Source organism: Leucobacter sp. OLIS6 (genome assembly GCF_002752355.1).
Lineage (GTDB): Bacteria > Actinomycetota > Actinomycetes > Actinomycetales > Microbacteriaceae > Leucobacter.
In genome coordinates this window covers 227,878-254,863 of sequence record NZ_MRAV01000014.1, presented here as the reverse complement: position 1 = coordinate 254,863, position 26,986 = coordinate 227,878, and the positions used below count along the sequence as shown (strand labels likewise).

Genomic DNA, 26,986 nt, shown 5'->3' with positions numbered 1-26,986 from the left:
GGCGAGTCCTCGGAGCCTACGATGCATGGACGACGACCTGAGGAGGCGCCATCATGCAGCTCGGACTCCACTTCCGCCTGAGCGACGAGAAGGCGGCGCAAGTGCTCGAGGCCGCCGGAGACGACGCGGCGCTGCGGACCGTCCTCGCCGAGCTCGAGGAGAACGAGGCCGAGTTCTCGCGCGCCTGCGAGACCGACAAGGCCTGGGACCCGATCGCCTGCGCCATCGCGCCGGCGGGCACAGACGATGCCTGGCCCGCGCGCGGCGTGATCGGCGGCGCCCGAGAGCTGCAGGACGACGATGAGGAGTCGCTGATCACGCACCTGAACCCCGGCGAAGCCGCCGAGGTGGCCGACTACCTCGACGAGCTGAGCGACGAGGAGTTTTCGGCGGCCTATCGCGCCATGCCCCAGGAACTCCGCAACCCGGAGCACGGCGACGACGAGGAAGCGTACGCGCTCGGCTGGCTCGACGAACTGCGCGCCTTCTTCTCGGCGGCCCGCGCCGAGCGCCGGCACGTCATCTTCACCGTCTGGCACTGATCCCGCGACACCGGCGAAACCGCCGAAGCCGCCGCGCGGCGGTGCACTGCCGAAGGCGCGCGATGCGTCGCCCGCCGTGTCCCGGTCAGCGCGCAGCGAGCACCGCTTCGCGCTGCTCGGCAGACAGCCGCTTGACCGCTTCGCGGACCGTGAGCCCCGAAGCACGCGAGGCTCGCGGCAGGATCCAGTCGAAGACGAGTTCGGGGCGCCTCCGCGAGGTGTCCCGCAGCACCCAACCGATCGCCTTACGGATGAAGAACTCCCGCTCCTCCAGCATGCCGTCGGCGTAGCGGCCGAAACGGTCGAAGTCCCCGCCGCCGGCGCGCAGCGCTTCGAGGTGGGCGAGCAGCACCGAGCGGCGGATCCAGAAGTCCGGATCCGCCGCCCAGCGGTCGAGCGTTCCGCCGAGGCTGGGATCGCGCTCGAGGAGCGGACCCAGCACGGATCCCGCGAGCACGTCCACGAGCGCCCACGTACGCGATTCCCGGATGAGTCGTTCCAGCAGCGGGACGTCATCGCTGCCGAGCAGACCGGTCGAAGCGACCAGCACCTCGGCTGCCGCGGTTCGGCGCTCGTGCACCGGGACCGCCCAGAGCTCGACCGCGAGCGCCGTCACCCCCGCGCGGTCCATCCCCGCTCCGCGCAGCGTCCGTTTGACGACCGAGCGGACCATCGGCACCGGAACCCCGTAGTGCTCCAGCTCGCTCTTCAGATAAGCACGCTCCTGCTCCGCCAGACCGGGTACGGAGCATTCGCGCAGGTCGGCGTCGATGCGCTGCGCCAGATCTCTCGGGTCGGTCATGGCGCCATCCTAGGAGCAACGGCCGCACCGTCCGGCGTCAGCCGTCGGCGGGCCCGCCGGGTTCTCGATCCTCGTGGGCGCCGCCGGCGGCGCTCCACCCGAGAAGCAGCGCCACCAGTGCGAAAGCCGCACTGCTCATCGCGGGTCCCGCGGGACCCGCGATGCCGAGCATCGCGCCTCCCGCGATGGGCCCGACGACCGCGCCGAGGTTCAGCGCAGCGGTCGCGAAGGATCCGCCCAGGTTCGGTGCCGATTCCGCGGTGCCGATGGTTCGCGCGACGAGCACGCTCCCGAGGCAGAAGGAGAGCGCACCCAGCGGAAGCACGAGGATCCACACCGCGAGAGGGCTCCGCAGGGCCGTTCCCAGAAGCATCCACCCGACCAGGGCGGCCGGAGCGACGACGCGGATCAGCGCTCCCCAGTGCCGGTCGCCGAACCGCCCGGCCGCGAACACTCCGATGCAGGATCCCGCTCCGAACAGGGCGAGTACCGCGGGAACCGCCGCCGCCGGCAGCCGGGCGCCGTCGGTGACCATCGGTGCCAGGTAGGTGAACGTGCAGAACGTCGCCGCGTTCGCGAGCGCGGCGAGGAGGATGAATCGGAGCAACACGGGGCGGCGCAGAGCAGACAGCTCCTCACGCAGCGATGCAGCTGCCCGAGGTCCCGCCGCCGCGGGAGCCGCGACGAGGATTCCGCCGAGCGCGGGGAGGCACAGGCCAGCCAAGACCCAGAGCGATGCGCGCCACCCGAAGGCGTCGCCCACCAGGGCACCGGCCGGCACTCCGGCGATCAGTGCGACCGTGGTCCCTCCGAGGATCACCGCCAGCGCTCGGGTCCGCGAGCTCGGAGGCACCGCACGCGCCACGGTCGAGAGCGCCACCGCGAGGAAGCCGGCGTTCGCGAGCGCCGCGAGAATGCGTGTCAAGAACAGCGTCCCGAAGTCGCCCGCGCACGCACCGACGGCGTGTGCGGCGATGAACAGCAGTAGGAACCCGCCGAGCGTCCAGCGCGGCGGGAGTCGCCGGGCCAGCACGGCCATGGTGGGGGCGCCGACGACCATGCCGAGTGCGAATCCCGAGGTCAGGAGGCCGGTAGCCGCGACGGAAACGCCGAGATCCGCCGCGATCCCGGGCAGCAGTCCCGAGAGCATGAATTCGGAGGTGCCCTGCGCGAAGACGGCGAGGGCGAGGAGATATACCAGGAACGGCATGTGATGAGTGTCTTTCCGAGAGAGGTCGAACGTGGGTTCGTTCGGCGCTCTCGGCAGCGCGAGGCGGGTTCGCACGCATTCCGCGCGGATCAGCGCGCGGAATGCGTGGTGCGGTGTCGGAGGCTCGGGCTACCGGTGCGCCGGCAGCCCTGCTCTGTCCGATTCGGGAAGACTCATCTCGTTCAGCTTACGGCCACGGGCGCTCCCGCCGTCGCGTCACCGTCCTCGCTCGGTGCCCGGGCGAGACCCAGGTCCGCGAGCGCGAGGATCGCTCGCCCGGGATGCTCAGCGATGCGGTTGAGTACGTACAGCCACCACTCGGGCCCGTACACCACGTATTCCCGAGTGACGAAGCCCTCCGCCGCCAGCCCGTCGAGCAGCTCGACGCCGAGTCCCTGCAACGCCTCGAACTCGACCTGCTCGCCGCGCAGCTCCTCGCCGAGCTCCGCGCGCAGCCCGTCGACCAGGGCCGCGTCGTGCGTCGCAATGCGGATGGGGTGCCCCGCGCGCACGAGCGCGGCGACAGCGGTCCGATACGCCTGCAGCATCGGTGCCGAGTCGCGCGGGAACGCCACGCCCTCCGGTTCGAGGAACGCGCCCTTCACCACGCGGACCGGGCCCGGGCGACGCACGACGCGTGCGAGATCGCCGGGCGTTCGGTGCAGCCGCGCCTGGAGCGTGATGCCGGTCTCCGGGAAATCGTGCGACAGCCGCTCCCAGAGGTCGAGCACCAGGTCGGTCCGGTCGGATCCCTCGGCGGAGATCAGCGCAGACGTACCCGCTTCGCGTGCCGCCTGCGCGATACGGCTCGCGTTCTCCAGTCCGAGTCGGGCCGAGACCAGGGCTCCGATGTGCGAGAGGTCGAAGCAGATGGTCGCCGGTCGCTCTTCCGCGGCGAGACCCGCCGCCAGAGCGACCAGACGCCGCGTCTCGCGCTCGGCCGTGCTGCGGCTCCGCACCGATTCCCCCACGAGCTCGACGCTGCCGAGGTGCCCACGTGCGGCATTGGCGCCGAGCAGCGCGATCGCGTCCGCCGCGGTATCGCCCGCGATGTACCTGGCGGCGACACGACGCAGGGCGCGAGCAAGATCCGGGACCTCCAGAGCGCGCTGCTTGAGCCGCTCGTCCAACGCGAACGATCGGAGGGTGTCGGAAGCGGACTGCAGCGTTTCGGGAGTGAGCATCACGTACCGATCCTCGACGGGTCGCACGCTTTCCGTATTGAACGGAATTGCGCCGGAACTATGCCCGATAGCTCCCCGGCGTACTCGCGACGTGGGAGCGGAAGACCCGGTGGAAGTGGCTCTGATCCGCGAAGCCGAGCTCGGCGGCGACACCCGCAAGCGTGCCGCCTTCACGCAGCAGTCTTCGGGCGGCGTTGACCCGATGGTCGTGACGCCAGGAGGTCGGGGTCAGTCCCGTGGTCCGCTTCATGGCACGGATCAGTTGGAATCGGCTCATTCCGGCGAGTTCCGCGAGCTCGTCGAGCGCCGGCGCCATCTCGTCATCGCGGAGCCGCGCGATCACCGCCCGCAACCGCGTGCTCGTCTCCGGATCGGAGACCGGCGCCTCCCGGTGCAGCGGTACGGCTCGCGCGCATCGGCGCAGACCGTTCCGCAGCTCCTCGCCGATGCGAGCCGGATCCGGGACTCCGCCCGCGAACAAGCGCTCGTTGAGCGCATCGAATCGCCGGTGCAGCCCGGGAACCCGGAACACCGAGATGGCTCCGAGCAGCCGCGCCGTCTCCCCTGCCTCCGGGTCGGCCGCGCCGAGCAGCTGCCGGATCCAGTACTGCTCCGCGTGGATCATCTGGTACTCCCAGCGTCCGCCCTCGGGGTTGCAGGCGTGCACGTGCCCTGCGGGAATGCAGAGCACATCGCCCGGCCGGAGCTCGACGGACCGGCCGCTCGCACCGGTGAAGCTCGACTCGCCGGCGTCGATCAGCCCGATCGAGAAGCGGTCGTGAGTGTGCGGCCGGTAGCAGGCGACCTCGCGGCAGGACCGTCGCGATTCCAGCTGCGGAAGCGCGTCGCTGCGCCAGAACTCGGCGGTCACGTTCTCCCGAGGCGGCGGCCCCTCGTTCCCCGGATCCGAGGGGGATTCAGGCTTGGTACTCGACAACCGGGTTCCCTCCACCGTGTGACCGCTCGGCCATCACGCTATCCCACTCCGGTGCGACGTCCGCGCCGCTCACTGCAGTTCGGCGAAGAGCCGCATCACTTCCGGTCCCATCTCCAGCTGGGTGAGCACGATCCGGAACGACCCGTCGGGATCCACGAAGAAATCGGTGCCGAGCCCGCCCGACCAGCCGAAGCGCCCGGCGTTCGGCCCCTGCGTCAGCACCGAGACTCCGAAGCCCCAGCCGGTGCCGTCCCAGAATCCGGGGAAGAAGCTGTCGTCGGCCTTGATCCGATCGGGCACCTGATCCGTTCGCATCAGGGCAAGCAGCTCCGGCGCGAGGAACGGTCGGCCGTCGTGGCGGCCGCCGTCCGCGAGCATCCGCGCGAACGCCGCGAAATCGGCCGCGGTCGAGACGAGCTCGGAGTGGCAGAGATCGAAGGGAGCCGGAGCGGCCGACAGCCCACCGGCAGCCGGCTCGACCTCGACCAGCGAACCGTCGGCGACGCGCCGGACCGCCGCGGGCAGCCGATGCGCCTGCTCGCGCGGCACGCTGAATCCGGTGTCGACCATGCCGAGCGGTGCGAAGAGCTCGCGCCGCAGGTGCGCGTCCAGGCCACCGGTCGCCCGCGACAGGAGGATCCCGAGGATGCCGAAGGAGTGGTGGTACCGCCAGGCCTCCCCCGGGTGGAAGGCGAGCGGCAGCGACGCGATCGCGCGCAGCCAATCCTCCGCGCCGATGGCCAGCGGCTCCTGACCGGCTTCGACCCCCGCCTCCGCCATGGCCGCCCCCAACGGGCACGGCACCGTCATCACCCCGTACCCGGAGGTGTTCGTGAGCAGATGCCAGATCGTGATCGGATGCTCGGCGGGCACCGTGTCGTCGAGTTCCGCGTTCGGCTCGCGCAGCACCCGACGGTCGGCGAGCTCGGGCAGCCACCGCTCCACCGGGTCGTCGAGCCCCAGACGCCCCTGCTGCACCAGCCGCAGCGTCGCGACCGCGAGCACGGACTTCGTCATCGACTGGATGCGCACGATCGCGTCGGCGGGCAGCGCCCCGACCGCCACCGTTTCGAAAGCGCCGTCGGCGGCACCGTCGACGCCGACGAGCCCGGGGAACACCCCCTCGGCCGCGTGCCGTTCCAGTACCGATCGCAGCGATTCCGTCATGCGTCGATTCAAGCGGCAGCGTCAGCCGGTGTCCACCGATCCGCTGCGGGAGCACCGGAGATAGTCAGAACAGTCGGCTCCCGCGGACCTCGTCCGGCTCCTCGAGCTCCAGCAGGATCTGCTTCCGCCGCAGTCCGCCGCCGAAGCCGGTGAGCTTGCCCCCGGCGCCGACCACGCGATGGCACGGGATCACGATGCTGACGGGGTTGCGCCCCACGGCCTGCCCCACCAGCTGGGACAGCGAGCGATCGCCGAGGCCGATGGCGATGTCGCCGTAGGTGACCCGCTCGCCGTAGGGGATCTCGCGCAGCCGCGCCCAGATCTGCTCCTGCATCGCATCGCCCGCGGTCACCGCGGGAACGTCGAACACGCGTCGTTCCCCGGCGAAGTACTCGGCGAGCTCCCGCGCCGCCTGCGCGAACACCGGATCGGATCCTGCGCCGACCTTGGGCCCCAGCCCGTCCGGCGGCGGAGTGAAGCGGTACCCCTCGAAGTAGAGGCCGGCCAGCGCATCGCCGTCCGCCACCAGGAGGAGCGGATCCACCTGCGAATCGATCACCGTATGCCGAACGCTCATGCGTCGACCCTCCTTCCGCTCGCGCGGGTCCATCTTCCCGCACTGCAGACGTTCGGGGGGTGCGGAACGTGAGATCGACTGTGCAACGGGCATCGTTGCGAGAGGATTGTCGACGTGAGTCTCACGAAACGTCCTCCCGCAGCGTCTGCAGTGCGATGAACATGAAACAGCCGTTCGAAGTCGTGGTCGCCCTCCACAGCACCACCGTGCTGCGCGTCTGCCGGTCGCTGCTCGGGATCCACGACGCCGATGATGCCTGGTCGGAGACCTTTCTCGCGGCGATGCGGGCCTACCCGGACCTGCCCGAGACCGCGAACGTCGAGGCCTGGCTCGTCACCATCGCCCGCCGGAAATCCATCGACGTGCATCGGGCGAGCAAACGGAATCCGTTGCCCGTCGAGGAACTCCCCGAAGCGCCGACGGGGCTCGGGGTGCCCGGCGCCGACGACACCGAGCTGTGGCGGGCGGTCGGCGAGCTTCCGCCCAAGCAGCGCCAGGCGATCACCTTCCGATATCTGGTCGGGATGCCCTACGCCGAGATCGCCGCGATCCTCGGCGGAACCGTCGAATCCGCACGCAGAGCGGCCGCCGACGGACTCAAGAACCTCAGAAGAACCTATCCGGGCACGAACACGGAAGGAGCACGATCATGAACGACATCCGAGACGAAGATCGTATCGCCGCCCTGACGGCACCCGTCACCCCCGACACGCTCGCCGAGCTGCACCGGCGGCTGGAGGCCTCGGCGCAGTCCGAGGGGCTCCTCGACGTCGCCTACCGCATCGTCGACAGCCCGCTCGGCAAGCTGTTGCTCGCCTCCACCCCGCGGGGACTGGTCCGCGTCGCCTTCGCGACCGAGGACCACGACCGAGTCCTGGAGCATCTCGCCGCCAAGGTCAGTCCGCGCGTGCTGCGCGCACCGAAGCGGCTCGACACCGCGGCCCGCGAGCTCGACGAGTACTTCGAGCGCAAGCGGAGGACCTTCGACCTCGCACTCGATCTCTCGCTCTCCAAGGGATTCCGACAGCTCGTGCAGCAGCACCTGCCCGAGATCGACTACGGGCAGACCCGCAGCTACAAGCAGATGGCCGAGATGGTCGGGAATCCGAAGGCGGTCCGCGCCGTCGGCACCGCCTGCGCCACCAACCCGCTGCCCGTCGTGGTCCCCTGCCACCGCGTGCTCCGCACCGACGGGACGCTCGGCGGCTACATCGGCGGGCTCGAAGCCAAGACCGCTCTGCTCGAGATGGAGGCCGCGGCATGACCGAGCTCTTCGAGTTCCCCTCCGCACCGGAGCATCCCACAGAGGTCGCCGAAGGCGCCGTGCACGTGCCCGGCTGGCTCACGCTCGAGCAGCAGGCGTGGATCGTCGGACAGTTCCGTGCCTGGACGGCGGGCCCGGTTCCGATCCGCGCCGCGAAGGTGCGCGGTCACGAGATGTCGGTGCGCACCGTCTGCCTCGGCTGGCACTGGCAGCCCTACCGGTATACGCGGGAGGCCACCGACGTGAACGGGCAGCGCGTCCTCCCCTTCCCCGACTGGATGGTCCGGCTCGGGCGGCGTGCGCTGCGGGAGGCCGGCTCCCCCGAGCACGAAGTCGCTGCGTACACTCCGGACACCGCGCTCGCGAACTTCTACGACGAGAGCGCGAAGATGGGGATGCACCAGGACAGGGACGAGCAGACGCTCGCCCCCATCGTCTCGCTGTCGCTCGGCGATGCCTGCACCTTCCGGTTCGGCAACACGGAGACCCGCAACCGGCCCTACACCGATCTGCGACTCCGCTCCGGCGACCTGTTCGTATTCGGCGGAGCATCGCGCCTGGCCTACCACGGCGTCATCCGGATCCACCCGTTCACCGCGCCGGACGGCTGCGGGCTCGACGGCGCCGACGGGAAGAGCGCCGGCCGGATCAACATCACCATGCGCATGACCGGCCTCGACGGCTGAGACGAACGGAGACACACGTGACCGGAACGCACGAGGACCCCGGTGTCGTGATCGGCGACGACGGGCTCGCCCGGCCCGCATGGGCATCCGTCGATCCGCTGCTGCGCGAGTACTACGACACCGAGTGGGGCATGCCCGTCACCGACGAGCGCGGGGTCTTCGAACGCGTCTCGCTCGAAGGCTTCCAAGCCGGTCTCTCCTGGGCGACGATCCTGCGCAAACGTCCCGCGTTCCGCACCGCCTTCGACGGATTCGACCCGGATCTGATCGCGGCCTACGGCGACCGGGACGTCGAACGCCTCCTCGCCGATGCGGGGATCGTGCGCAACCGACAGAAGATCCTCGCCGCCATCGGGAACGCTCGCGCCACGATCGCGCTGCGGGAGGACGTGGGCCTGTCGGCGCTGATCTGGTCCTTCCGACCCGCGGAGACCCCGCGGCCGCAGCGCTTCGAGGAGATCCCGACGACCTCGCCCGAGTCCGTCGCGCTCTCGAAGGAGCTCCGTCGTCGCGGCTTCGCCTTCGTCGGACCGACGACGATGTACGCCCTCATGGAGGCGATCGGGATCGTCGACACCCACCTGATCGGTTCGCACCGCCGCGGCAGTTCGGGGATCTGGCCCGCTCAGTAGCGGTTGGACGCGGCGGTCAGCGCCTCGGCGACAGAGGGATCCGTTCAGGCACGCCGGTACTCGGCGGTGATCGGGCACTCGAACGGATCCCGCGCGGCGAGCCCGACCCGGTTGAGGTAGGCGATCACGATCGCGTAGGACCGCCAGAGCGAGGTCTCCGTGTACGGGACCCCCAGCGTGCGGCAGTGCTCGCGGACGATGGCTCGCGCCCGTGCCAGGTGCGGGCGCGCCATGCTCGGGAACAGGTGGTGCTCCACCTGATAGTTCAAGCCGCCCATGAGCCACGTCGCCCACCAGCCGCCCCGGATGTTGCGCGAGGTGCGCACCTGCTTCGTGAAGAAGTCGAGCTTCGCATCGTGCGCGATCACCGGCATGCCCTTGTGGTTGGGAGCGAACGAGGCGCCCATGTAGACGCCGAACACCGCGAACTGCACCCCCATGAACGCGCAGGCCATGCCGAACGGGAGCAGGAGGAACACGGGGACGAGGATCAGCGCGAAGCGGGCGGCGATGATGCCGATCTCGATCCAGCGCCCCCGCACCGGTTCGCGGCTCGCGAGGTGCCCGAAGCTCTGCCGGTGCAGGTTCAGCCCTTCCAGGGTGAGCAGCGGAAAGAAGAACCAGCCCTGGCGCTTCGTGAGCATGCGTCGGAACCCGCGGGCCTCGACCGCGTCCTCCTCGAGGAAGGAGATCGTGTCGACCTCGATATCGGGATCCTTGCCGACCCGGTTCGGGTTCGAGTGGTGCCGCGAGTGCTTCGAATCCCACCACGAATAGCTCATGCCGATCGCGCCGGCGAGGATCCGGGCGAGCCGGTCGTTCGCCGGCCCCGTCGACAGGATCTGCCGGTGCGCCGCCTCGTGCGCGAGGAACGCGATCTGGGTGAAGATGATGCCGAGCGCGGCGGCGATGAGCAACTGGTACCAGGTCTCCCCCAGCAGGATGAAGCCCGTGATCGCTCCGCCCAGAGCGAGCAGCAACGCGGTTCCGACGGCCAGGTAGAACCACGGGGTGCGACGCAGGAGCCCGGATTCCCGAACGACCTGGGAGACCCGGGTGTAGGCCTTCGCGATCGGCGGGAAGTCGCCGGCCTTCGCGCGCGTGGGCCGGAGCGGGCCCGGCCCGTCGAGTGTGCGGGGAGCAGTCGATGACACGATCGGCACCTGTCTGGTTATGAACTACCGGTCGCGGCAACTCAGGTGAAGCCACAGGCGGTCGCCGATCGCTTCCCTCACCGTAGCCGACGAACCATGCCGGCAGCTGTACATTGCGCAGAACCCTCCGCACCGAACGGCGGACCGGTGGCGGCTAGCCGCCGGACCCGCTCGGGCACTGCTGCAACGCCCAGCTCCGGGCCGCGTCGAGGGCGGATCCGTCTTCCGGATCCGCCGGATGATCGGGTGGGATCGCCCCCTCGAAGAAGTTGCCGTCGCGGTCGCCCATCAGCGCGAAGGACAGCGTGACCTGGGCACCGTCGGGAAGCATGAAGCCGCCGTTGAGGGTCGTATAGCCGGCGCTCTCCGATCCGAAGGTCGCGGTCCTCTCCTGCCCGGCGAAGGCCAGCAGCACCATCTCGGCGGCACTCGCCGACCGCGTCGACTGCACGAGCGCGACCGGCCACCCCGTCAGTTTGGCCGGCACGCCCGGGAGTGACGGAGCGACCACGAGCCCGGGCAGACCGAGCTGATCGAGCGCGCCGAACCGCCCCGCGAACACGGGCAGGCCGTCCCACCGCCGACCCTCCCAGCTCAGGGAGGTCCCGCTGACGCGGATCGCACTCGCGCGGCCGTCGCGCGCACGGAACTGCTCGACCGTGCCGTCGTCGAGCAGCGGGCTCGCCGCGAGCAGCATGGCCCACGCCAAGCCGCCTTCGTTCTGCTGCAGGTCGATGACCCACCCGCAGGCGGAGCGGGCCTGCGCGGATCCGAAGATCTCGCTCGCCGCGCGGAGGTACCGATCCTGCTCGCCCGCGTGGACGCTGGAGAAGCCCGGGATCGTCAGGATGCCGATCCGCCCCTCGTACCGAACGGTCGGGGTCGTGCGGGACCACGGGACATCGGGCTGCGAGGTTGCGGCGGCCTGCTCGGGTCCCGAGAAGCGGCTGTGGCGCCCACCGGCGGCACGGGCCAGGCGGCTCAGAGCCGCGTAGGTATCGGAGGGAGATTCGGCCGCGCGCAGACCGGGGACCTCCTGCGCGAGCGCCTCGTCCCACTCAGGCGTGTCCACGTAGTAACCGGCCCGCAACCCGGAGAGCGCCCGGTCGACGTAGGCGCGGACCCCGGAATCGTCGACCGGTGCGGCGGCAGCGATGCTCAGCAGCAGTGCGCCGCCGGTGATCGCGGCCGCCATCGATCGCAGCGCGGTCCGCCTCACGCCGACGGTGCCCCGGTGAATTCGATGCTCGCGAGGATCCGCTCGCGCAGCTGCGTCGCTTCGGCATCGGCGAGACTCACCGGGGTCTCGATCTGGACCGACCACTGCCGGTCGCCATGGATCCCGCCGACCCAGTAGGAGCGGAGCTCAGCCCCGACCGCCTCGGCCACCCAAGCCTCGGCCCCGTCGATGGCCCGGTTCTCGAGACGGGTCGGCCGGGGGTCGTACGTCGACACTTCGATGAAGGCTCGCGCGTAGGCGTCGAGATCGTTCTGCACCGACTGCAGTTCGCTCGCGGTGACGCTCGCCGGGTATCCGTCGTCGAGCACGGCCGTCGCGGACGCCGTCAACCGAGTCGAAAATGGGAGCCAGCGGAGGTCCTCGGTGACGCGCAACTTCAGAACCGGGATCTCGACCGCCGCGCCGCGCGCCGGCTCGACGTCGGGTGTCTGCGACGTCGGCGGAGCCGACTCGTTCGGAGCCGTGCGCGGCGTGGACGGTTTCGGTGCGTCACCGGCATCGGCATCGGCGCAGCCGGCGACTCCCCCGATCAGGAGCAGCGCGCTCAGCAGGATGCCGGTTCGTCGGTGAAGATGTCGCACGGGAGCCCCCTCGCTGCGGTCGACGGCTTTCGAGGATTCTCTCACGTCGGGCGAGACCAGTACGAGGGTTCGTACACGTCGTCGTTCCCGACTCGGAGCTTCCGGCACGCAACGCTGCGGCCGGAGCGCCAGCGCGGAAGGCCCGGGCGGAACCGCCTTCCTGGTCGATCGGAACGCTCGGATCAGGTGTGGTGCCCCCGGCAGGATTCGAACCTGCGACCAACGGATTAGAAGGCCGTTGCTCTATCCACTGAGCTACGGAGGCGGGTACTTCGAGGGTACACGGCGAGACCTTGCGGGCTCGCGAGAAGACCGGACAGCCTCAGAGAGGCGGCCCGGTCTGCGTGCTCGGCCACCGGCCGATCACCCGCGAAGCATTCCGGGGGCCGCGCCGCGCGCGGACCCCGGCGCGTGCTTACAGCGCGCGGATGTTGGTGGCCTGCGGGCCCTTCTGACCCTGCTCGGTCTCGAACTCGACCTTCTGGTCCTCGACCAGGTCGCGACGGCCGCTGCCCTGGATCGCGCTGAAGTGCGCGAAGACGTCGGCGGAGCCGTCGTCGGGTGCGATGAAGCCGTAGCCCTTTTCGGAGTTGAACCATTTGACGGTGCCAGTGGCCATAACGTCTTTCCTTCGGTTGTTCTGGATCACTCGTGGTGATCCGTGTGACCGCCGCGACGGCGTCGCTGCGGAGCTTCTTATCTTTCCGGATTCTGCCCGGAAGTGCCACCTCAAGCCGTACGGATTATCGGTGGGCGTTCTCCCGCCGTTGCCGTCCGGTGACCCGGAGACCGGACGCGATGAGGCGGCGCACGAGTTCGTGACCGCTCACGGAGACAGCGCCCGCGGCGATGAGCCGCGCGTGCGACTCCTCGGGTACATCGTAGTGGTCGAGGTCGAATCCGCGGGCAGGAATCCCGTTCGCCGCGGCGAAATCGTGCAGCTCCTCGACCGAGGCGTCGCTCACGAGGTGGGACCAGAGCCGCCCGTGCGCCGGCCAGGCCGGAGGGTCGATCAGCACGGTCATGCGCTCGATCCTACGCGCCTCGGAGCGACTAGGCTTGTGCAGTGCTCCGCAATTCGAAGACCCGACTCCCGTTCGAGGTCTGGGCCCTCGTCGCCGGCGGGTTCACGGTCGCTCTCGGCTACGGCGTGGTCGCTCCGACGATCCCGCAGTACGCGCACGCCTTCGGCGTGACGAACCTCGCGGCGTCCGCCATCGTCAGCGCGTTCGCGCTCATGCGCCTCGTCTCCGCCCCGCTGGCCGGTTGGGTCGTGGGCCGCCTCGGCGAGCGGCGCACCTATTCGACGGGCATTCTGATCGTCGCTCTCTCGACGGGTGCCTGCGCTCTCGCGAACAGTTACCCGCAACTCCTGGTGCTGCGCGCGGCCGGTGGCATCGGATCGACGATGTTCACGGTCGCCGCGACCGCGCTGCTCATCAAGGTGAGTCCCGTGCAGGCCCGCGGACGGGTCGCCAGCGTCAACGCCGCCGGCTTCCTGCTCGGCACGCTCCTGGGCCCCGTGCTCGGCGCGCTGGTCGCGGGCTTCGGCCTGCGCGCCCCGTTCGTCTTCTACTTCGCAACGCTCATGATCGCCGCCGCCGTGGTCTGGTTCGCGCTCCGCCGGTCCGCGATCGTCGGTCGGCGCGACGACGCGGACGCCGAACCCCCGCTCCGCTTCGGCGAGGCGCTGCGGATCCCGAGCTACCGGACGCTCCTCGGTTCCGTGTTCGCGTTCGGCTGGTCGTCCTTCGGCGTGCGCGTCTCGATAGTCCCCCTGCTCATCGCCGCGACGTTCCCGGGGCAGCCCGCGCTCGCCGGCTGGGTGCTCGCGGCATACGCGGCGGGCAACGCGATCCTGATCTTCCCCTCCGGCCGGTGGACCGACCGCCTCGGACGCCGCCCCCTGCTCATCACCGGCATGGCGGTCACCGCGCTCGGGTATGCGGCGCTGCCGGCCGCGCAGTCGATCTGGGTGACCCTCGGGATCATGCTGGTCGCGGGCGCGGGATCCGCGCTCGTGAACCCGGGACAGCAGGCCGTGCTGGCCGATGTCGTCGGCCTGCGGCGCGGCGGCGGCGTGGTCGCGGGCTACTCGATGGCGAGCGACCTGGGCGGAGTCCTCGGCCCCCTCGTCGCGGGCGCGATCGTCGATGCGGCGGGCTTCGGCTGGGCCTTCGCGGTCACCGCCGCGCTGCTCGCGCTCACCGCCATCGCCTGGTCGTTCACGCCCGTCGCCGGGAGTTCGGCCGCTCGTGACCGGAACGTCAGCAGCACCGGGTAGGCTGCGGCCATGCAGGCCTCCTCGACTCCTCCCGCTGCGCCCGTTCCCGCCGTTTCCGGTCCCGGCGACACCGACGCCGAACCGCGCGTCGCCATCGTCTCGGGCGCCGGCTCCCCCGACGGCATCGGCTTCGCCATCGCCCGACGGCTCGTGCAGTCCGGCTACCGCGTCGTCGTCGGTGCGACAACCGACCGCATCGAGCAGCGCGCGGCTGAGCTCCGGGCGCTGATCGCGCCGCGCCCGACCCCGCGGCGCGCACGCCAGGTCGATCTCGGGCGCGCGAGCACCCCCGTCGCGATCGGCGTCGCGGCCGACCTCACCGCGGCCGAGGGCGCGCAGCGCATGGTCGACGCGGCGATCGAGACCTACGGCCGCATCGACGCGGTCGTCAACAACGCGGGCATGACCTCGGTCTCCGATCCGCAGGATCCCCAGTCCATCGACGGGCTCGACCTCGCCGGCTGGGAGCACGCCCTGACCCGCAATCTCACGACCGCCTACCTCCTCACCCGAGCGGCGATCCCGCACCTCGCGGCGGCGCCGCACGGGCGCATCGTCACCGTCTCATCGGTTTCGGGGCCGTTGCTCGCCTACCGCGGCGACGTGGGCTACCACGCGGCCAAGGCCGGCCTCGTCGGACTCACCCGTTCCCTCGCGGTCGACCTCGCCTCGAGCGGCACCACGGCGAACGCGGTCGCACCGGGCTGGATCCGCACGGGCTCCGCAACGGAGCACGAGAACCGCATGGGCGACGCGACGCCGCTCGGCCGATCGGGCACCCCCGACGAGGTCGCGGCCGTCGTCGAGTTCCTCGCGTCGCCGGGCGCGTCGTATGTCACGGGCCAGGTGCTCGTGGTCGACGGCGGCAACGCCATTCAGGACGAGAAGGGGCTCTAGCCTTCGAGGTCGTCGATGCCCGGGGTCCAGCTCAGGCCCGGGCGACCCCAGCCGTTCTTGCGGAGCGCCTTCTGCGCACCCTTGCTCTCGGGGTGCAGCAGACGGTCCACGTAGAGCAACCCGTTCAGGTGGTCGAACTCGTGCTGCAGAATGCGGGCGAACCATCCGCTGGCCTCAATCTCGAACGGCTTGCCGTCGATGTCCTGAGCGCGCAGCAGCGCCCGCGGTGATCGGCGCAGCGCGAAGCGCTCGCCCGGGAACGACAGGCAGCCCTCGATCTCGTCGTCGCCGGGCAGTCCCGGTTCGAGCGGTGCGATCCACAGCTCGGGGTTGATCGCGACACCCTGTTCGGGCGCCTCGTCCTGATCGTCGTACATCCAGACGAAGAGGCGCTTGCCGACGCCCACCTGGGGCCCCGCCAGGCCGACGCCCGGCGCGGCGACGGTGGTCTCGTACATATCGTCGACCAGGGTGCGCAGCGACGCATCGAACTCGGTGATGGGCTCGGCGGGGCGGTGCAGCACGGACTCGCCGCTGATCAGGATGGGAAGGACTGCCATGGATCCAAGCCTATCGACGCGCACGGTCGGGACTGTGCGAGAATAGATGTCGGTGTTTTTGCACCGCGTTCAACAACGTCGACAGGATTCTCCGCGCATGCGTCCCGCTCCCTCCCGCCTCGTCACGACGGCCCTCGCCGCCGTCGCCGTCACCGCCCTGACTCTCCCGCTCGCAGCGTGCAGCGGATCAGGCCCGTCCGCCGCGCCGCGCTCCGGACCCGCCGACACGCTCGTCTACGCCACCGGCGATGCCGAGCCCACCTGCCTCGACCCGCACGTCGGCGGCAACTTCCCCCAGGCGCTGCTCGGATCGCAGGTGCTCGAATCGCTCGTCGGCCTCGACGAGAAGCGCGAGATCGTGCCCTGGCTCGCCGAGAAGTGGCAGCAGAGCCCCGACGGCCTCACCTGGGACTTCACCCTCAAGCCGGGGCTGACCTTCACCGACGGCACCCCGGTCAACGCCGCCGCCGTCAAGGCGAACATCGAGCACCTCCAGGACCCGAAGACCGCATCGTCCACCGGCTACCTGGCCGTGCAGCAGGTGAAGCGCGTGGAAGTCGTCTCCCCCACGGTCGCGCGGTTCCACCTCGTACGTCCCGACGCCGCACTCCTCGAATCGCTCGCGCAGCCTTGGGTCGCGATCGAGTCGCCGAAGGGGATCGCACGCGGCCAGGAGGCGAACTGCCTCGCTCCCGTAGGCACCGGTCCGTTCACCGTCGCCGGGTGGAGCAAGCAGGATCGGGTCGAGCTGACCCGCAACCCGGACTACCGCTCCGCCCCGCAGGGCACCGAGCTGCCCCCGAAGGACGCGGTGCAGAAGGTCACGTGGCGCTTCATCCCCGATGCGACCTCGCGCTACGCGGCGTTGCAGAGCGGCGAGGTCGACGTGATCGACAACCCGCTCCCCGACCAGATCTCGCAGGTCGAGAAGGGCGGCGCCATCGCGCACCTGAACGCACCGCGACCCGGTGCCAGCAACCGCATCGAGCTGAACACCGCCCAGGCCCCCTTCGACGACGAACGCGTGCGCAAGGCGTTCATCGCGTCCGTGAACGTGAACGCCGCCGTCGAGTCCCTCTTCGACGGCACCGCCGAGCGCTCCGCCAGCGCGCTGTCGAGCGTCGAGCCCCTCTCGCTGCAGTCGAAGAGCGCGTACGTGTACAACCCCCGCGTCGCGAACGACCTGCTCGACGAGGCCGGCTGGACGAAGCGCGACGCCGACGGCGTGCGCACCAAGGACGGCAAGCGCCTCGAGGTCCGGTTCCCCGTCAGCACCGACCAGTCGGTACCCGCCGAGCAGGCGCTGTTCCAGCAGCTGCAGGCCGGCGCGAAGGAGGTCGGGTTCGACGTCAAGATCTCGCTGCTCGACCTGTCGAGCTGGTACGGCGCACTCGGCGCCCACGAGTACGAGCTGGTCAGCGCGCCCTACACCAAGATCGGGCCGGACGTGCTGCGGTTCCTCTACCACAGCGATGCCACCGTGCCCGCCCCGAGCGGCTACTTCGCGAACCACGCGATGATCAAGGATCCGGAGCTCGACCGCCAGCTCGACCTCATCGGCACCGACAGCGATCCGACGAAGCGCGCTGCGGCGGCCAAGGCGGCGCAGGAACGCATCGCCCAGCTCTCGATCATCCTGCCCCTCTACGACCAGCAGAACCACTTCCTGTACCGCTCCGATCTGCAGGGCTTCCGCGCTCTGCCGACGGTCAGCACTCCCGTGCTCGCCGACGCGGTCGTGGGCGCGAAGTAGCGGGGATACGATTCCCCGGTGAGCACGAGCGCGGCGCGACCGCCGCATCCGACCCTCCGCCGAGCCGTGATCGCGCTCGGCGGAGCGGTCGCTGTGCTCTTCACCGTCGCGACCCTCGCGTTCCTCGCGCTCCAGCTGCTGCCCGGCGACTCCGCCGAGGCCGCGGTCGGCGGCCCGGGCAGCCAGGCGAGTGCGGAGGCGCTGGCCGCGGCGCGCGCGCAGTACGGACTGGATCGCCCGATCGTCGTCCAGTACTTCGATTTCCTCGGCCGGCTGGTCCGCGGGGACCTCGGGATGTCGTACGCGCAGAAGATCCCGGTGACCGACGTGCTGGCGCACGCGCTGCCCCCGACTCTCGCGCTGGCCGCGACGGCGCTCCTCGGGGCCTGGGTACTCGCGTTCCTGAGCCTGCTCATCGCGAGCGGACGATCGCGCGTCGCGCGCGCCACCGCGTCCGCGCTCGACCTCGTCGCGGCGGCGATGCCGAACTTCTGGCTCGCGAGCCTGCTCGTGCTGCTCTTCGCGGGCACCCTCGGCTGGCTCCCGGCGGTGAGCACGGGCGGTCCGTCCGGCCTCGTGCTCCCCGCGCTCGCGCTGGCGATCCCGACGGCGGGCTTCATCGCGCAGGTGTGTCGCAGCGGCATCGACGACGCCCGCTCGGCCCCCTTCATCGACAGCGCCCGAGCCCGTGGCGAGACGACGTTCGGCCTGCGATTCCGCCACGTGCTCCGGCACGGGATCGTCCCCGGTCTCACGCTGACGGGTTGGGCGCTCGGCTCGCTACTCGGCGGGGCCGCGGTGATCGAGGTGATCTTCGCCCGGCCCGGACTCGGACGCACCCTGGTGAGCGCGGTGCTCGCCCGCGACGTTCCCGTGGTCCTCGGCGGCGTGCTGATCAGTGCGCTCGCCTACGTGATCGTGACCCTGGTCACGGACGTGCTGGTCGCGCGCCTCGATCCGCGTACCGAGGGCCGGATCGAGGCGATGGCCCGTGTCTGAGTTCCGCCGTCCGCGCGCGAGCGCCATCGAGATCTCGGCCGGGATCGTCGTCGCCGCGCTGCTCCTCGCCGTCGCGGTCCCCGATCTGCTCGCCCCGCACGATCCCCTCGCCGTCGCTCCGGATCAGGCGTTCCTCCCGCCCGGAGGCGCGCACCCGCTCGGCACCGACGAGTCCGGCCGCGACATCCTCAGCCGCGTGATCTTCGGAGCCCGGGATTCGCTGCTCATCGGGCTCGCCGCCACCGCAGCGGGCCTCGGCATCGGCCTTGTGCTCGGCGGCCTGGCGGGAGGCAGCGCGAGGCGCGGCCTGGCGCCGCTGCGCTTCGCCGCCGACCGGATCATCGAGGCGCTCTTCTCGTTCCCCGGGCTGCTGCTCGCGCTCCTCATCATCGCGATCCGCGGCCCCGGGGTCTCATCGGTCGTGATCGCGGTCGCGCTCGGCACCGCCCCCGGGTACGCGCGGATGGTCCGCAGCGGCATCCGCTCCGCCATCGGTTCCGCCCCCGTCGAGGCGGCCCGGTCGCAGGGCGATCGCGCGCTGCGCGTCTGGTCGACGCTGATCCTCCCCGAAGCGATGCGTCCCGTCGTCGTGCTGGCGGCCCTCGGCATCGGCCACGCCGTGATCCTCTCGGCCGCGCTCGGCTTCCTGGGCCTCGGCAGCCCGCCGCCCGCCCCCGAGTGGGGCTCGATGCTCAACGCCGGGCGCCCCTATCTCGTGCGCGCCTGGTGGCTGACGGTGTTCCCCGGCGCCTGCATCATGCTCACCGGGCTCGCGGCGACCGTGCTCGGCCGGGCGCTCGACCGCCGCGGGGGGTTCCGATGACCGCCCGCAGCACCGAGATCCTGGCCGCGATCACCGATCTCACCGTCCGCTTCCCGTCGCAGGATCGCGCCTCCGTCGACTGCGTCTCGCTCGAGGTCGGATCGGGCGAGGTGGTCGCGCTCGTCGGCGAGTCCGGATCGGGCAAGACGCTGACCGGTCGCGCACTGCTCGACCTGCTGCCGCCGCTCGCGCGGGCGTCCTGGAGCGCGCGCCGGATCGCAGGCACCACCGGGCCCGCGACCGCGGCTCCCGAACGCGCTGCGAACGCCTGGGCCCGCATCCGCGGTTCGGCGGCGGCCCTCGTGCCCCAGGACGCGCTCGGCGCGCTCGATCCGCTGCGCCGCATCGAGTACGAGACCGGGGATGCGCTGCGGCTGCACCGGGGCTCCGGCCGCGCGGAACGCCGCGGGCCGGTCATCGACGCGCTCGTCTCCGCGGGGATCCCGGATGCAGAGGAGCGGCTGCCGCAGCGCAGCGACGAGCTCTCGGGCGGGCTCCGCCAGCGCGTGCTGCTGGCCTCCGCCACCATCGCCGACCCGCGCTTCATCGTCGCGGACGAACCGACGACCGCCCTCGACGCCGCCTACCGCGACCGCGTGCTCACCGCGCTCCGCGCCCGGGCCGATGCGGGTGCCGGCGTCCTCCTGGTCACCCACGATCTCGGCAGCGTGCGCGCGGTCGCCGACCGGGTGCTCGTGATGCGCGACGGACGGGTGATCGAGTCGGGGACGCCCGAGGAGGTGCTCGGCAGCCCCCGTCACGCGTTCACCCGCGAACTGCTCGATGCGTCCCCCGAGCGCGCACCGCGCGGGACCCGCCTACTGGGGCGGAACGGGGACGCGTCCTCGGAGATCCGCGCGGCGGGGCCCGACGAGACCCCGATCCTCGAGCTCGCCGAGGTCTCGGTCGCGTTCGGCCGACGCACGGTGCTGCACCGCGCCTCGCTCGCGGTCCGCGACGGCGAGACCGTCGGGCTCGTGGGCCCCTCCGGCTCCGGCAAGACCACCCTGCTCCGCGTCGCGCTCGGGCTGCTGCGCCCGGACACCGGCGCTGCGCGCGTCGACGGCGCATCCTGGGCCGCCGCACGCCCGCGCGAACGGCGCGCGCTGCACCAGCGCCTCGCCCTCGTCCCGCAGGATCCCCTGGCGTCGTTCCCCCGCGGAGCGAGCGGACTCGCGATCCTGCGCGATGCCCTGCGCGCCGCCGGTGTCGAGCGCGGGCTGCGCCGGGGGCGTGCCCTGGGCCTGGCCGACGAGGTGGGGCTCCCCGCATCCGCGCTGGCGCGCCCCGCCGCCGATCTCTCGGGGGGCCAACGGCAGCGCCTCGCCATCGCCCGGGCGCTCGCCCGCTCGCCCCGGATCCTGCTGCTCGACGAACCGGTCTCGGCGTTGGACCTCACCGTGCAGGCACGGGTGCTCGACCTCCTCGACGACGTGCAGGCGGAACGCGGCACCGCGATGCTGTTCGTGTCGCACGACCGGGCCGTGATCGATCACATGAGCGATCGGATCCTGCACGTGGAGCCCGGCGGTTCCCTCGGCGGGGCCGCCGGGTCCGCCCGTCGGTAGACTTGGCTCGTCCGTCCGCAGAACCGAGGAGAGCTCCCGTGTCGAACACCCCCGCCGAACAGATCGTGTGGATCGACTGCGAGATGACGGGACTCGACGTCGAGCTCGACGGGCTGTGCGAGATCGCCGTGATCGTGACCGACTTCGACCTGAAACCGCTGCACCCGGGCTTCGAGCTCGTCATCAACCCGGGGCCCGATGCACTCGCCCACATGAACGACTTCGTACGGAACATGCACGAGACCTCCGGCCTGCTCCCCCGCATCGAGGCCGGCGTCGACCTCGCGGAGGCCGACCGCCTCGTGCTCGAATACGTCTCGCAGTGGGTGCTGCCGGGTCGCCGCCCCCTCGTCGCGGGCAACACGATCGGCATGGATCGGCGCTTCATCGCCCGCTACCTGCCGCAGCTCGAGGAGCGCCTGCACTACCGCAGCATCGACGTCTCCACGATCAAGGAGCTCTCGCGTCGCTGGTACCCGGCCACCTACTTCGCGGCCCCCGAGAAGCGCGGCGGCCACCGCGCCCTCGCCGACATCGCCGAGTCGATCCAGGAGCTCGCCTACTTCCGCGACGCCGTGCTCGTCGCGCAGCCCGGGCCCGACAAGGCCGCCTCCGAGGGACTCGCGAAGGCGGCCATGGAGCGCTTCGCCCCGCTCATCGACGGCGAGGACGCCCCCGCGGCACCGTCGGCCGGCTAGGGGCGTCCCGCTCCGCCGCTACTTGGCGTACAACTTCGCGAGCGAGTCGAGCATCATCCCCGCCGAGTAGTAGTCGAGGCGGAACGTCTCGCCCGGGGTGTACTGCACCTTGCCCGCCTCGACCGCGGGAGCGGTCGAGAACGCCGGGTTCTTGGCGACGGTGTCGTGCGCGAGCTTGTCAGCAGAGACGACGAGCCAGTTGTCGCCCGTCAGTCCCTTCTGGATGTTCTCCATCGACAGGTTCACGATGTCCTTGCGGTCGGCGCCCATCGAGGTGTCGCCCTTCACCGAGTCCGGGATCTGCGCCATGCGGAACCCGAGCTCCTGCAGGATCTGCACGTGCGGCGAGTCCTTCGTCAGCGCGGCCGCGCCCGATCCGTCCCCGAAGACCATGAGCGCGGAGGTCGTGCCCTGCGGCACCGCGATCCGCTTCTTCACGTCGGCAAGGTGCTGCTCGTAGTCCGAGATCACTTCCTTCGCCTGCGACTCGCGCCCGGTCGCCTCGGCGATCGTGCGCGTCACGTCCTGCCAGGACTCCCCGCTGTAGTCGATAACGAGCACGGGGGCGATCTTGCGCAGTTGCGCGACGCTGTCCATCTGCGAGTCGCCGCTGTTCTTCGAGACGAGGATCAGATCGGGCGCGTACTCGACGGCGTTCTCGATGTTCGGCGAGGCGTTCTCGTAGAGCTTCTTCACCTTCGCGGCCTTCGCCTCCTTCGACCACTGGTTGAAGAAGCCCTGGTCGTCGCTCAGGCCGTCGATGTTGGGGCTGGTCGAGGCGCTCGCGACGACCGGCGCACCGACGGCCAGCGCCGATCCGGTGAGCGTCGTCGAGGTCGAGACGATGACCTTCGGCTGCTCCTTGAGGGTCAGCTTCCCATCCGAGGTCTGGATCGTGCGCGGCCACCCGCCGCTCGTCCCGCCCGATGCCTCGCCCGCGTCCCCCTGGCCGCCCGAGGAGCACGCCGAGAGCGTCGCGGCCACGAGGATCGCGCCCGCGATCGCTCCGAGCCGTCGCCGGGATCGGGTGTTCTGCTGGGCCGAATGCCGAATGCGCATCGCCTTACCTTTCTGCGGCCGCGGTGGCCGGTGCTGTCGGAATCTCGGGTTCTCCGTCGTGGACCGCGTCCCGAGGCGGTTCGTGCGGGATCACCAGCGGCGTTCCCGTCACGGGGTCTGGAATGACGAGGGCGGGCAGGCCGAAGATCTCGGCGACGGCGTCCCCCGTCACGACGTCGGCGGGCGGTCCGCTCGCCCGGATCCGGCCGTCGCGCATCGCGACGAGGTGCGTCGCGTACCGCGCGGCCTGGTTGAGGTCGTGCAGCACGGCCACGATGGTGCGCCCCTCGTCGCGGTTGAGCCGTCGGCACAGCTCGAGCACCTCGTACTGGTGCGCCAGGTCGAGGAACGTGGTCGGTTCGTCGAGCAGGATCGTCTCCGTCTCCTGCGCGAGCACGAGCGCGATCCAGACGCGCTGCCGCTGGCCGCCGGAGAGCGCGTCGACCGGGCGGTCCGCGAGCGGAGCGACGCCGGTGACGCGCATCGCCCGCTCGACCGCCTCATGATCCGCGGCGCTCCACTGCCGGATCACGCCCTGGTGCGGGGACCGTCCCCGCGCGACGAGGTCGCGCACGCGCATCCCGTCGGGCGCGAGCGCCGACTGCGGCAGCAGACCGACCCGCCGCGCGACCTGCTTGGTGCCGAGCCGGTGGATGTCCTCGCCGTCGAGCAGCACGGTTCCCGCACTCGGCCGGTGCAGCCGGGCGAGCGCGCGCAGCAGCGTCGACTTGCCGCAGGCGTTCGGCCCGACGATCACGGTGAATTCGCCCTCCGGGATGTCGATGTCGAGCCCGGCCGCGATGATCGTGGAATCGTAGGCGAGCGTCGCGTCCCGCGCGGCGAGGCGGGGCGAGGATTCGCGGGTCATGAGGTTCTCCGGTTCTCGAGGAGCAGCAGGGCCATGAAGTAGGTGCCGCCGACCGCGGCGGTGACGATGCCGACGGGCATGCTGTCGAGCGCGGCCTGGCTCAGTACGTCGGCGCCGAGCAGCAGCAGCGGGCCCATGGCGGCCGAGGCGGGCAGGGAGGCGACGGAGTCGCGCGTCAGTCGGCGCGCGAGGTGGGGCGCGATGAGCGCGACGAACATGATCGGTCCGACCGCGGTCGTGGCGAGCGCGACGAGCACGGTGCCCGCGAGCACCATCAGCGCCCGCGTGCGTTCCACCCGCAGGCCGAGCGACGCCGCGAGATCGGGGCCGAGCTCCAAGTCCCGCATCGCCGGCGCGAGCCCGAGCGTCGCTCCGAGCACGACGAGCACGCAGATCGCGGTCGGGATCGCGACGCTCCAGTCGGAGGCCTCGAGCGTTCCGGTCACGGCGCGCAGTGCGCCGAACGCGGCGTCGCTGTCGGCGCGCACGAGCAGCCAGCGGTTGAACGCCCCGAGCATCGCGCTGATGGCGATGCCCGACAGGATCAGGACCAGGCCGCCGAACCCGCTGCGCAGCGACAGCGCGTAGATCACGGCTCCCACCGCGATGCCGCCGACGAGCGACGCGGCCGAGACCGAGGCGTACGACGCGCCGAACAGCAGCACCGCGACGAGGATCCCGGTCTGAGCGCCCATCGAGAAGCCGATCAGGTCGGGGCTGCCGAGCGGATTGCGGGTGACCGACTGGAACAGGGCGCCCGAGACGCCGAGTGCGGCGCCGACGACGAGGGCGAGCACGATGCGGGATCCGCGCCACTCGACGATCACGAGGTGCGCGCCGCGGTTCTCCTCGCCGAGTAGCAGACGCCAGGCATCCGCGTAGCCGTAGGAGGAGGCGCCGACGCCGATCGCGATCACCGCGAGCACGACGCAGGCCAGCAGGAGCAGCGCGGTGATCCGCACCGTGCGGCGCGGCAGCAGCAGCGAACGGTCGCCGCCGAGTCCGACCCAGCGCGTGCCGGAGGGATGCGGAGGTGCGATACGGGTCATCGGCGGGCTCCGCTCAGACGGAGCACCATGACGAGCAGCACCGGGGCGCCGACGAAGGCGATGAGCAGCCCCACCGCGAGCTCCCCCGGCCGCGCGACGACGCGGCCGACCACGTCGGCGCTCAGCACGAGGATCGGTCCGGCGACCGCGCACAGCGCGATGATCCACCCCCGGTGCGGCCCCATGATCCAGGCGCAGACGAGCGGGACGACGAGGCCGACGAACGAGATCGGGCCGGCCGCGGCCGTCGCCGCGGCGCACAGCAGCGTGAGCGCGATCAATGCCACGACCCGGGTTCGAGCGACCGGCGTGCCGAGCGCTGCCGCGACGTCGTCCCCGAGCGAGAGATCGGTGAGCCCGCGCGCGATCGTCAGCACCAGCACGAGGCCGATCAGCACGGGCACGACGACCAGCGGCAGCGGTACGTCCATGCGGGTGAGGCCGCCGACGTCCCAGAATCGGAAGGCGTCGAACGCCCGCGGCTTCAGCAGCAGCACGGCCGAGATGACGCCTCCCGCCGCGGCCGAGAACGCGATGCCCGCGAGCACGAGACGCATCGGCGAGGCGCTCCCCGTGCCGCGCGTCCCGATGAGGAACACGACGGCGGCGGCGGTCAGCGATCCGACGGCGCACAGCGCGAACTGGGCCGAGGGGCTGGTCATCCCGAGGAAACCGGCGCCCAGCACGACCGCGAGCGACCCGCCGGAGGTGACGCCGAGCAGACCGGGATCCGCCAGGGGGTTGCGCGTCACGGCCTGCATCACGGCGCCGGCCACCGCGAGCGCGCAGCCGACCGCGAGTCCGATGATCACGCGCGTGAACCGCATGCCGCCGACGATGTAGCTCTCGTTGCTGCCGTCGGGGTGCCGCAGCAGGTGCCACACTCGATCGAGCGGGATGGTCGAGGAGCCGATGGCGAACGCTGCCGCGACGATGACCAGGAGCAGTGCCCCGGCGACCAGGAGCGCCGTCACGCGGACGACGGTGCGCGGCGTTCTCGGCGGCCGATCCGACGGCGCACGGGAGGGAACGGTTTCGGTGCGGGTCACGATCGGGGTCCTCGAGGTCACGGGCGGAAGCGGAATCCGAGCCGGAATCCGAAGCTTCGTCAAACATCGGACGAAGGTAAGGCTATCCTACATACGATGAATGCCTCGATCGCAACCCCGTCGTCCCCGCCGCCCTTCCTCCCCCCGATTCCGCGCAGATCACCGCCCACCCGCGTGCTCGACGCCCTCGCGCGCGGCGCGAGCGCCGAGGGCGTCCTCGCCGAGGCAGCGCGCGTCGGCGGGGCCTGGATCGATCCCGACCCCGACGCCCCTGACCACCGCATCGTCACCGTGGTCCGCCGCCTCGAGCACGACGACGAGTCCGCGGTCCTGCTGATCGACACCGTCACCCACCTGCATCGATCCGACCTCGCTCCCTTCGTCCTCGACCGCGTCGGGCACGCAGGGAACCGCCTGCACGCGGGCGCCTTCTCGCTGCCCGCGACGCTGCGCGCGACCGTCGCGCTGCTCGTCGAGCGCCCGCTCGATCCCGAAATCGGCGCCACCCGCGAGCGCTGGCGCCCGGTCTACGACCGCACCGAGGCGCTGCCCGGAAACGGCGAGGTGTGCGTCACGGCCGGAGGTGGGCGCAGCAGCATCCTCTCGCTCCCCGACGCGCTGCCGCAGCGGTTCGTGCGCGCGGATCCCTCCGAGGATCCCGTGCCCGCGGGGACGATCCACCGCGGACGGGTCGATTCGCGGGTTCTCGGGTTCCCGCTCGACATCTGGTGCCATTTGCCAGCGAGCGCGGCGGAGCGCGGCGTCTCGGGCGTCGCGATCTTCAGCGACGGCGACCGGCTCACCTCGGAGGTCCCCCTGCTCCCCGCGCTCGATCGGGCGTCGGCGGCCGGTGCGCTCGCTCCCGTCGCGACGGTGCTCTACGCGACCGCGGACCCCGCCGATCGGCCGAGGGCGCTCGGAATGAACCCCGCCCTCGCCGGCTTCCTGACGGACGAGCTGCTCCCCTGGGCCGGGTCCTTCGCGGCGCTGCCGACGGATCCCGAACGGCGCGTCGTGGGCGGCGCCTCGCTCGGCGGGCTCGCCGCGGCTGACCTCGTTCGCCGAGCACCGCACGTCGCGCGGAACGCCATCGTGCAATCGGGCTCGTTCTGGTGGCCGGACCCCGCGGACGGTGCCGCACCGGGCGAGCAGTTGGAGCTGTGGCGCGGCGGCGGGTCCGCGGCCGGGATCCGCATCTTCCAGGAGGTCGGCGAGTTCGAGGGGCACCTGCTCGGGCTCAACCGGGAGTTCCGCGCGCTGGCGGAGGCCGCCGGCGCGACCGTGCAGTACCGGGAGTACTGCGGCGGGCACGACTTCGCGTGCTGGCGCGTCGGCCTCGTCGACGGGCTCATCGCGCTGCTGGTCGAGGGATCGGCCCCTTCGTCAGGGCGAATCGCCTGAAT

At 71.4% G+C, this 26,986-nt stretch carries 29 protein-coding genes and 1 tRNA gene; 13 read left to right on the top strand and 17 right to left on the bottom strand.

Features of this window, described 5'->3' with window-relative positions; translation table 11 throughout:
- Positions 1–53: 53 nt before the first annotated feature.
- Complete coding sequence (locus BMH31_RS11270; protein WP_099725152.1) at positions 54–542, top strand: DUF1877 family protein; 489 nt, start codon at positions 54–56, stop codon at positions 540–542.
- 85 nt (positions 543–627) lie between these two features.
- Here BMH31_RS11270 and BMH31_RS11265 read toward each other — a convergent pair whose 3' ends face one another.
- The 6 genes from BMH31_RS11265 to BMH31_RS11240 all read right to left on the bottom strand — a co-directional run bounded on the left by BMH31_RS11265 (position 628) and on the right by BMH31_RS11240 (position 6,419).
- Positions 628–1,344 carry a DNA alkylation repair protein gene (locus tag BMH31_RS11265; RefSeq protein ID WP_099725153.1) on the bottom strand — a complete coding sequence of 239 codons (717 nt, stop codon included), beginning with the start codon at positions 1,342–1,344 and terminating at the stop codon, positions 628–630.
- A 37-nt stretch (positions 1,345–1,381) separates the two neighbouring features.
- On the bottom strand, positions 1,382–2,554 hold the full coding sequence (locus BMH31_RS11260) for a Cmx/CmrA family chloramphenicol efflux MFS transporter (protein ID WP_099725154.1): 1,173 nt from the start codon (positions 2,552–2,554) through the stop codon (positions 1,382–1,384).
- 182 nt (positions 2,555–2,736) lie between these two features.
- Positions 2,737–3,738: a proline dehydrogenase family protein gene (locus tag BMH31_RS11255; RefSeq protein ID WP_099725341.1), complete on the bottom strand. Its 1,002-nt coding sequence runs from the start codon at positions 3,736–3,738 to the stop codon at positions 2,737–2,739.
- Between the two features lie 58 nt (positions 3,739–3,796).
- Positions 3,797–4,609, bottom strand: coding sequence for an AraC family transcriptional regulator (locus tag BMH31_RS11250; protein WP_099725155.1), 813 nt, complete (start codon positions 4,607–4,609; stop codon positions 3,797–3,799).
- A 135-nt stretch (positions 4,610–4,744) separates the two neighbouring features.
- Positions 4,745–5,842 (bottom strand): serine hydrolase domain-containing protein, encoded by a 1,098-nt coding sequence (locus BMH31_RS11245; protein WP_099725156.1) that lies wholly within the window; start codon positions 5,840–5,842, stop codon positions 4,745–4,747.
- A gap of 64 nt (positions 5,843–5,906) precedes the next feature.
- On the bottom strand, positions 5,907–6,419 hold the full coding sequence (locus BMH31_RS11240; RefSeq protein WP_099725157.1) for a methylated-DNA--[protein]-cysteine S-methyltransferase: 513 nt from the start codon (positions 6,417–6,419) through the stop codon (positions 5,907–5,909).
- Positions 6,420–6,580: 161 nt separating this feature from the next.
- On the opposite strand from BMH31_RS11240, the gene BMH31_RS11235 reads away from it, so the two are divergent.
- Genes BMH31_RS11235 through BMH31_RS11220 form a run of 4 tightly spaced genes read left to right on the top strand, consistent with a single transcriptional unit; the run spans position 6,581 to position 9,001 of the window.
- A complete protein-coding gene (locus BMH31_RS11235) occupies positions 6,581–7,072 on the top strand; it encodes a sigma-70 family RNA polymerase sigma factor (protein WP_099725342.1) in 492 nt (163 codons plus the stop codon).
- Positions 7,069–7,683 (top strand): methylated-DNA--[protein]-cysteine S-methyltransferase, encoded by a 615-nt coding sequence (locus tag BMH31_RS11230; protein WP_099725158.1) that lies wholly within the window; start codon positions 7,069–7,071, stop codon positions 7,681–7,683. Before BMH31_RS11235 ends, BMH31_RS11230 begins: the two co-directional genes overlap by 4 nt.
- Positions 7,680–8,369, top strand: coding sequence for an alpha-ketoglutarate-dependent dioxygenase AlkB (locus BMH31_RS11225; RefSeq protein ID WP_099725159.1), 690 nt, complete (start codon positions 7,680–7,682; stop codon positions 8,367–8,369). Before BMH31_RS11230 ends, BMH31_RS11225 begins: the two co-directional genes overlap by 4 nt.
- 17 nt (positions 8,370–8,386) lie before the next feature.
- Positions 8,387–9,001, top strand: coding sequence for a DNA-3-methyladenine glycosylase I (locus tag BMH31_RS11220; RefSeq protein WP_099725160.1), 615 nt, complete (start codon positions 8,387–8,389; stop codon positions 8,999–9,001).
- Between the two features lie 44 nt (positions 9,002–9,045).
- Here BMH31_RS11220 and BMH31_RS11215 read toward each other — a convergent pair whose 3' ends face one another.
- The 6 genes from BMH31_RS11215 to BMH31_RS11190 all read right to left on the bottom strand — a co-directional run bounded on the left by BMH31_RS11215 (position 9,046) and on the right by BMH31_RS11190 (position 13,001).
- Positions 9,046–10,155, bottom strand: coding sequence for an acyl-CoA desaturase (locus BMH31_RS11215; RefSeq protein WP_199068518.1), 1,110 nt, complete (start codon positions 10,153–10,155; stop codon positions 9,046–9,048).
- A 154-nt stretch (positions 10,156–10,309) separates the two neighbouring features.
- Complete coding sequence (locus tag BMH31_RS11210) at positions 10,310–11,374, bottom strand: S41 family peptidase (protein ID WP_099725161.1); 1,065 nt, start codon at positions 11,372–11,374, stop codon at positions 10,310–10,312.
- Entirely contained in the window at positions 11,371–11,976 is a 606-nt protein-coding gene (locus BMH31_RS11205; RefSeq protein ID WP_143469860.1) for a hypothetical protein, read from the bottom strand. Before BMH31_RS11205 ends, BMH31_RS11210 begins: the two co-directional genes overlap by 4 nt.
- A gap of 189 nt (positions 11,977–12,165) precedes the next feature.
- A tRNA-Arg gene (locus BMH31_RS11200) sits at positions 12,166–12,241 on the bottom strand.
- A gap of 150 nt (positions 12,242–12,391) precedes the next feature.
- The gene (locus BMH31_RS11195; protein ID WP_046456000.1) at positions 12,392–12,595 is read right to left on the bottom strand and encodes a cold-shock protein; all 204 of its coding nucleotides are present in this window, start codon (positions 12,593–12,595) and stop codon (positions 12,392–12,394) included.
- 124 nt (positions 12,596–12,719) lie between these two features.
- On the bottom strand, positions 12,720–13,001 hold the full coding sequence (locus BMH31_RS11190; RefSeq protein WP_099725163.1) for a DUF4031 domain-containing protein: 282 nt from the start codon (positions 12,999–13,001) through the stop codon (positions 12,720–12,722).
- Positions 13,002–13,042: 41 nt separating this feature from the next.
- Between BMH31_RS11190 and BMH31_RS11185 the strand changes: the two genes are divergently transcribed.
- Both BMH31_RS11185 and BMH31_RS11180 read left to right on the top strand, forming a co-directional pair.
- The gene (locus BMH31_RS11185) at positions 13,043–14,260 is read left to right on the top strand and encodes an MFS transporter (protein ID WP_099725164.1); all 1,218 of its coding nucleotides are present in this window, start codon (positions 13,043–13,045) and stop codon (positions 14,258–14,260) included.
- 9 nt (positions 14,261–14,269) lie between these two features.
- The gene (locus BMH31_RS11180; protein ID WP_099725165.1) at positions 14,270–15,157 is read left to right on the top strand and encodes an SDR family NAD(P)-dependent oxidoreductase; all 888 of its coding nucleotides are present in this window, start codon (positions 14,270–14,272) and stop codon (positions 15,155–15,157) included.
- On the opposite strand, the gene def is transcribed toward BMH31_RS11180, so the two are convergent.
- Positions 15,154–15,717, bottom strand: a complete 564-nt coding sequence (def, locus tag BMH31_RS11175; RefSeq protein WP_099725166.1) for a peptide deformylase — start codon at positions 15,715–15,717, stop codon at positions 15,154–15,156. The two genes, BMH31_RS11180 and def, sit on opposite strands and share 4 nt — an antisense overlap.
- Positions 15,718–15,814: 97 nt before the next feature.
- On the opposite strand from def, the gene BMH31_RS11170 reads away from it, so the two are divergent.
- The 5 genes from BMH31_RS11170 to orn are packed head-to-tail and all read left to right on the top strand — an operon-like array spanning position 15,815 to position 21,558.
- Positions 15,815–17,470, top strand: coding sequence for an ABC transporter substrate-binding protein (locus BMH31_RS11170; protein ID WP_099725167.1), 1,656 nt, complete (start codon positions 15,815–15,817; stop codon positions 17,468–17,470).
- Positions 17,471–17,488: 18 nt separating this feature from the next.
- Positions 17,489–18,469: an ABC transporter permease gene (locus BMH31_RS11165; protein WP_099725168.1), complete on the top strand. Its 981-nt coding sequence runs from the start codon at positions 17,489–17,491 to the stop codon at positions 18,467–18,469.
- The gene (locus BMH31_RS11160; protein WP_099725169.1) at positions 18,462–19,292 is read left to right on the top strand and encodes an ABC transporter permease; all 831 of its coding nucleotides are present in this window, start codon (positions 18,462–18,464) and stop codon (positions 19,290–19,292) included. Before BMH31_RS11165 ends, BMH31_RS11160 begins: the two co-directional genes overlap by 8 nt.
- Entirely contained in the window at positions 19,289–20,860 is a 1,572-nt protein-coding gene (locus BMH31_RS11155; RefSeq protein WP_099725170.1) for an ATP-binding cassette domain-containing protein, read from the top strand. Before BMH31_RS11160 ends, BMH31_RS11155 begins: the two co-directional genes overlap by 4 nt.
- A gap of 38 nt (positions 20,861–20,898) precedes the next feature.
- Positions 20,899–21,558, top strand: coding sequence for an oligoribonuclease (gene orn, locus BMH31_RS11150; protein ID WP_099725171.1), 660 nt, complete (start codon positions 20,899–20,901; stop codon positions 21,556–21,558).
- A gap of 18 nt (positions 21,559–21,576) precedes the next feature.
- On the opposite strand, the gene fepB is transcribed toward orn, so the two are convergent.
- The 4 genes from fepB to BMH31_RS11130 are packed head-to-tail and all read right to left on the bottom strand — an operon-like array spanning position 21,577 to position 25,583.
- Entirely contained in the window at positions 21,577–22,617 is a 1,041-nt protein-coding gene (gene fepB, locus BMH31_RS11145) for a Fe2+-enterobactin ABC transporter substrate-binding protein (RefSeq protein WP_099725172.1), read from the bottom strand.
- 4 nt (positions 22,618–22,621) lie between these two features.
- Positions 22,622–23,485 carry an ABC transporter ATP-binding protein gene (locus BMH31_RS11140; RefSeq protein WP_099725173.1) on the bottom strand — a complete coding sequence of 288 codons (864 nt, stop codon included), beginning with the start codon at positions 23,483–23,485 and terminating at the stop codon, positions 22,622–22,624.
- On the bottom strand, positions 23,482–24,534 hold the full coding sequence (locus BMH31_RS11135; RefSeq protein WP_099725174.1) for an iron chelate uptake ABC transporter family permease subunit: 1,053 nt from the start codon (positions 24,532–24,534) through the stop codon (positions 23,482–23,484). Before BMH31_RS11135 ends, BMH31_RS11140 begins: the two co-directional genes overlap by 4 nt.
- Positions 24,531–25,583 carry an iron chelate uptake ABC transporter family permease subunit gene (locus BMH31_RS11130; protein ID WP_199068521.1) on the bottom strand — a complete coding sequence of 351 codons (1,053 nt, stop codon included), beginning with the start codon at positions 25,581–25,583 and terminating at the stop codon, positions 24,531–24,533. The genes BMH31_RS11135 and BMH31_RS11130 overlap by 4 nt, the downstream gene beginning before the upstream one ends.
- A 96-nt stretch (positions 25,584–25,679) precedes the next feature.
- Here BMH31_RS11130 and BMH31_RS11125 point away from each other — a divergent pair, with 96 nt between their 5' ends.
- Positions 25,680–26,984 (top strand): alpha/beta hydrolase-fold protein, encoded by a 1,305-nt coding sequence (locus BMH31_RS11125; protein ID WP_099725175.1) that lies wholly within the window; start codon positions 25,680–25,682, stop codon positions 26,982–26,984.
- The last annotated feature ends 2 nt before the right edge of the window (positions 26,985–26,986 follow it).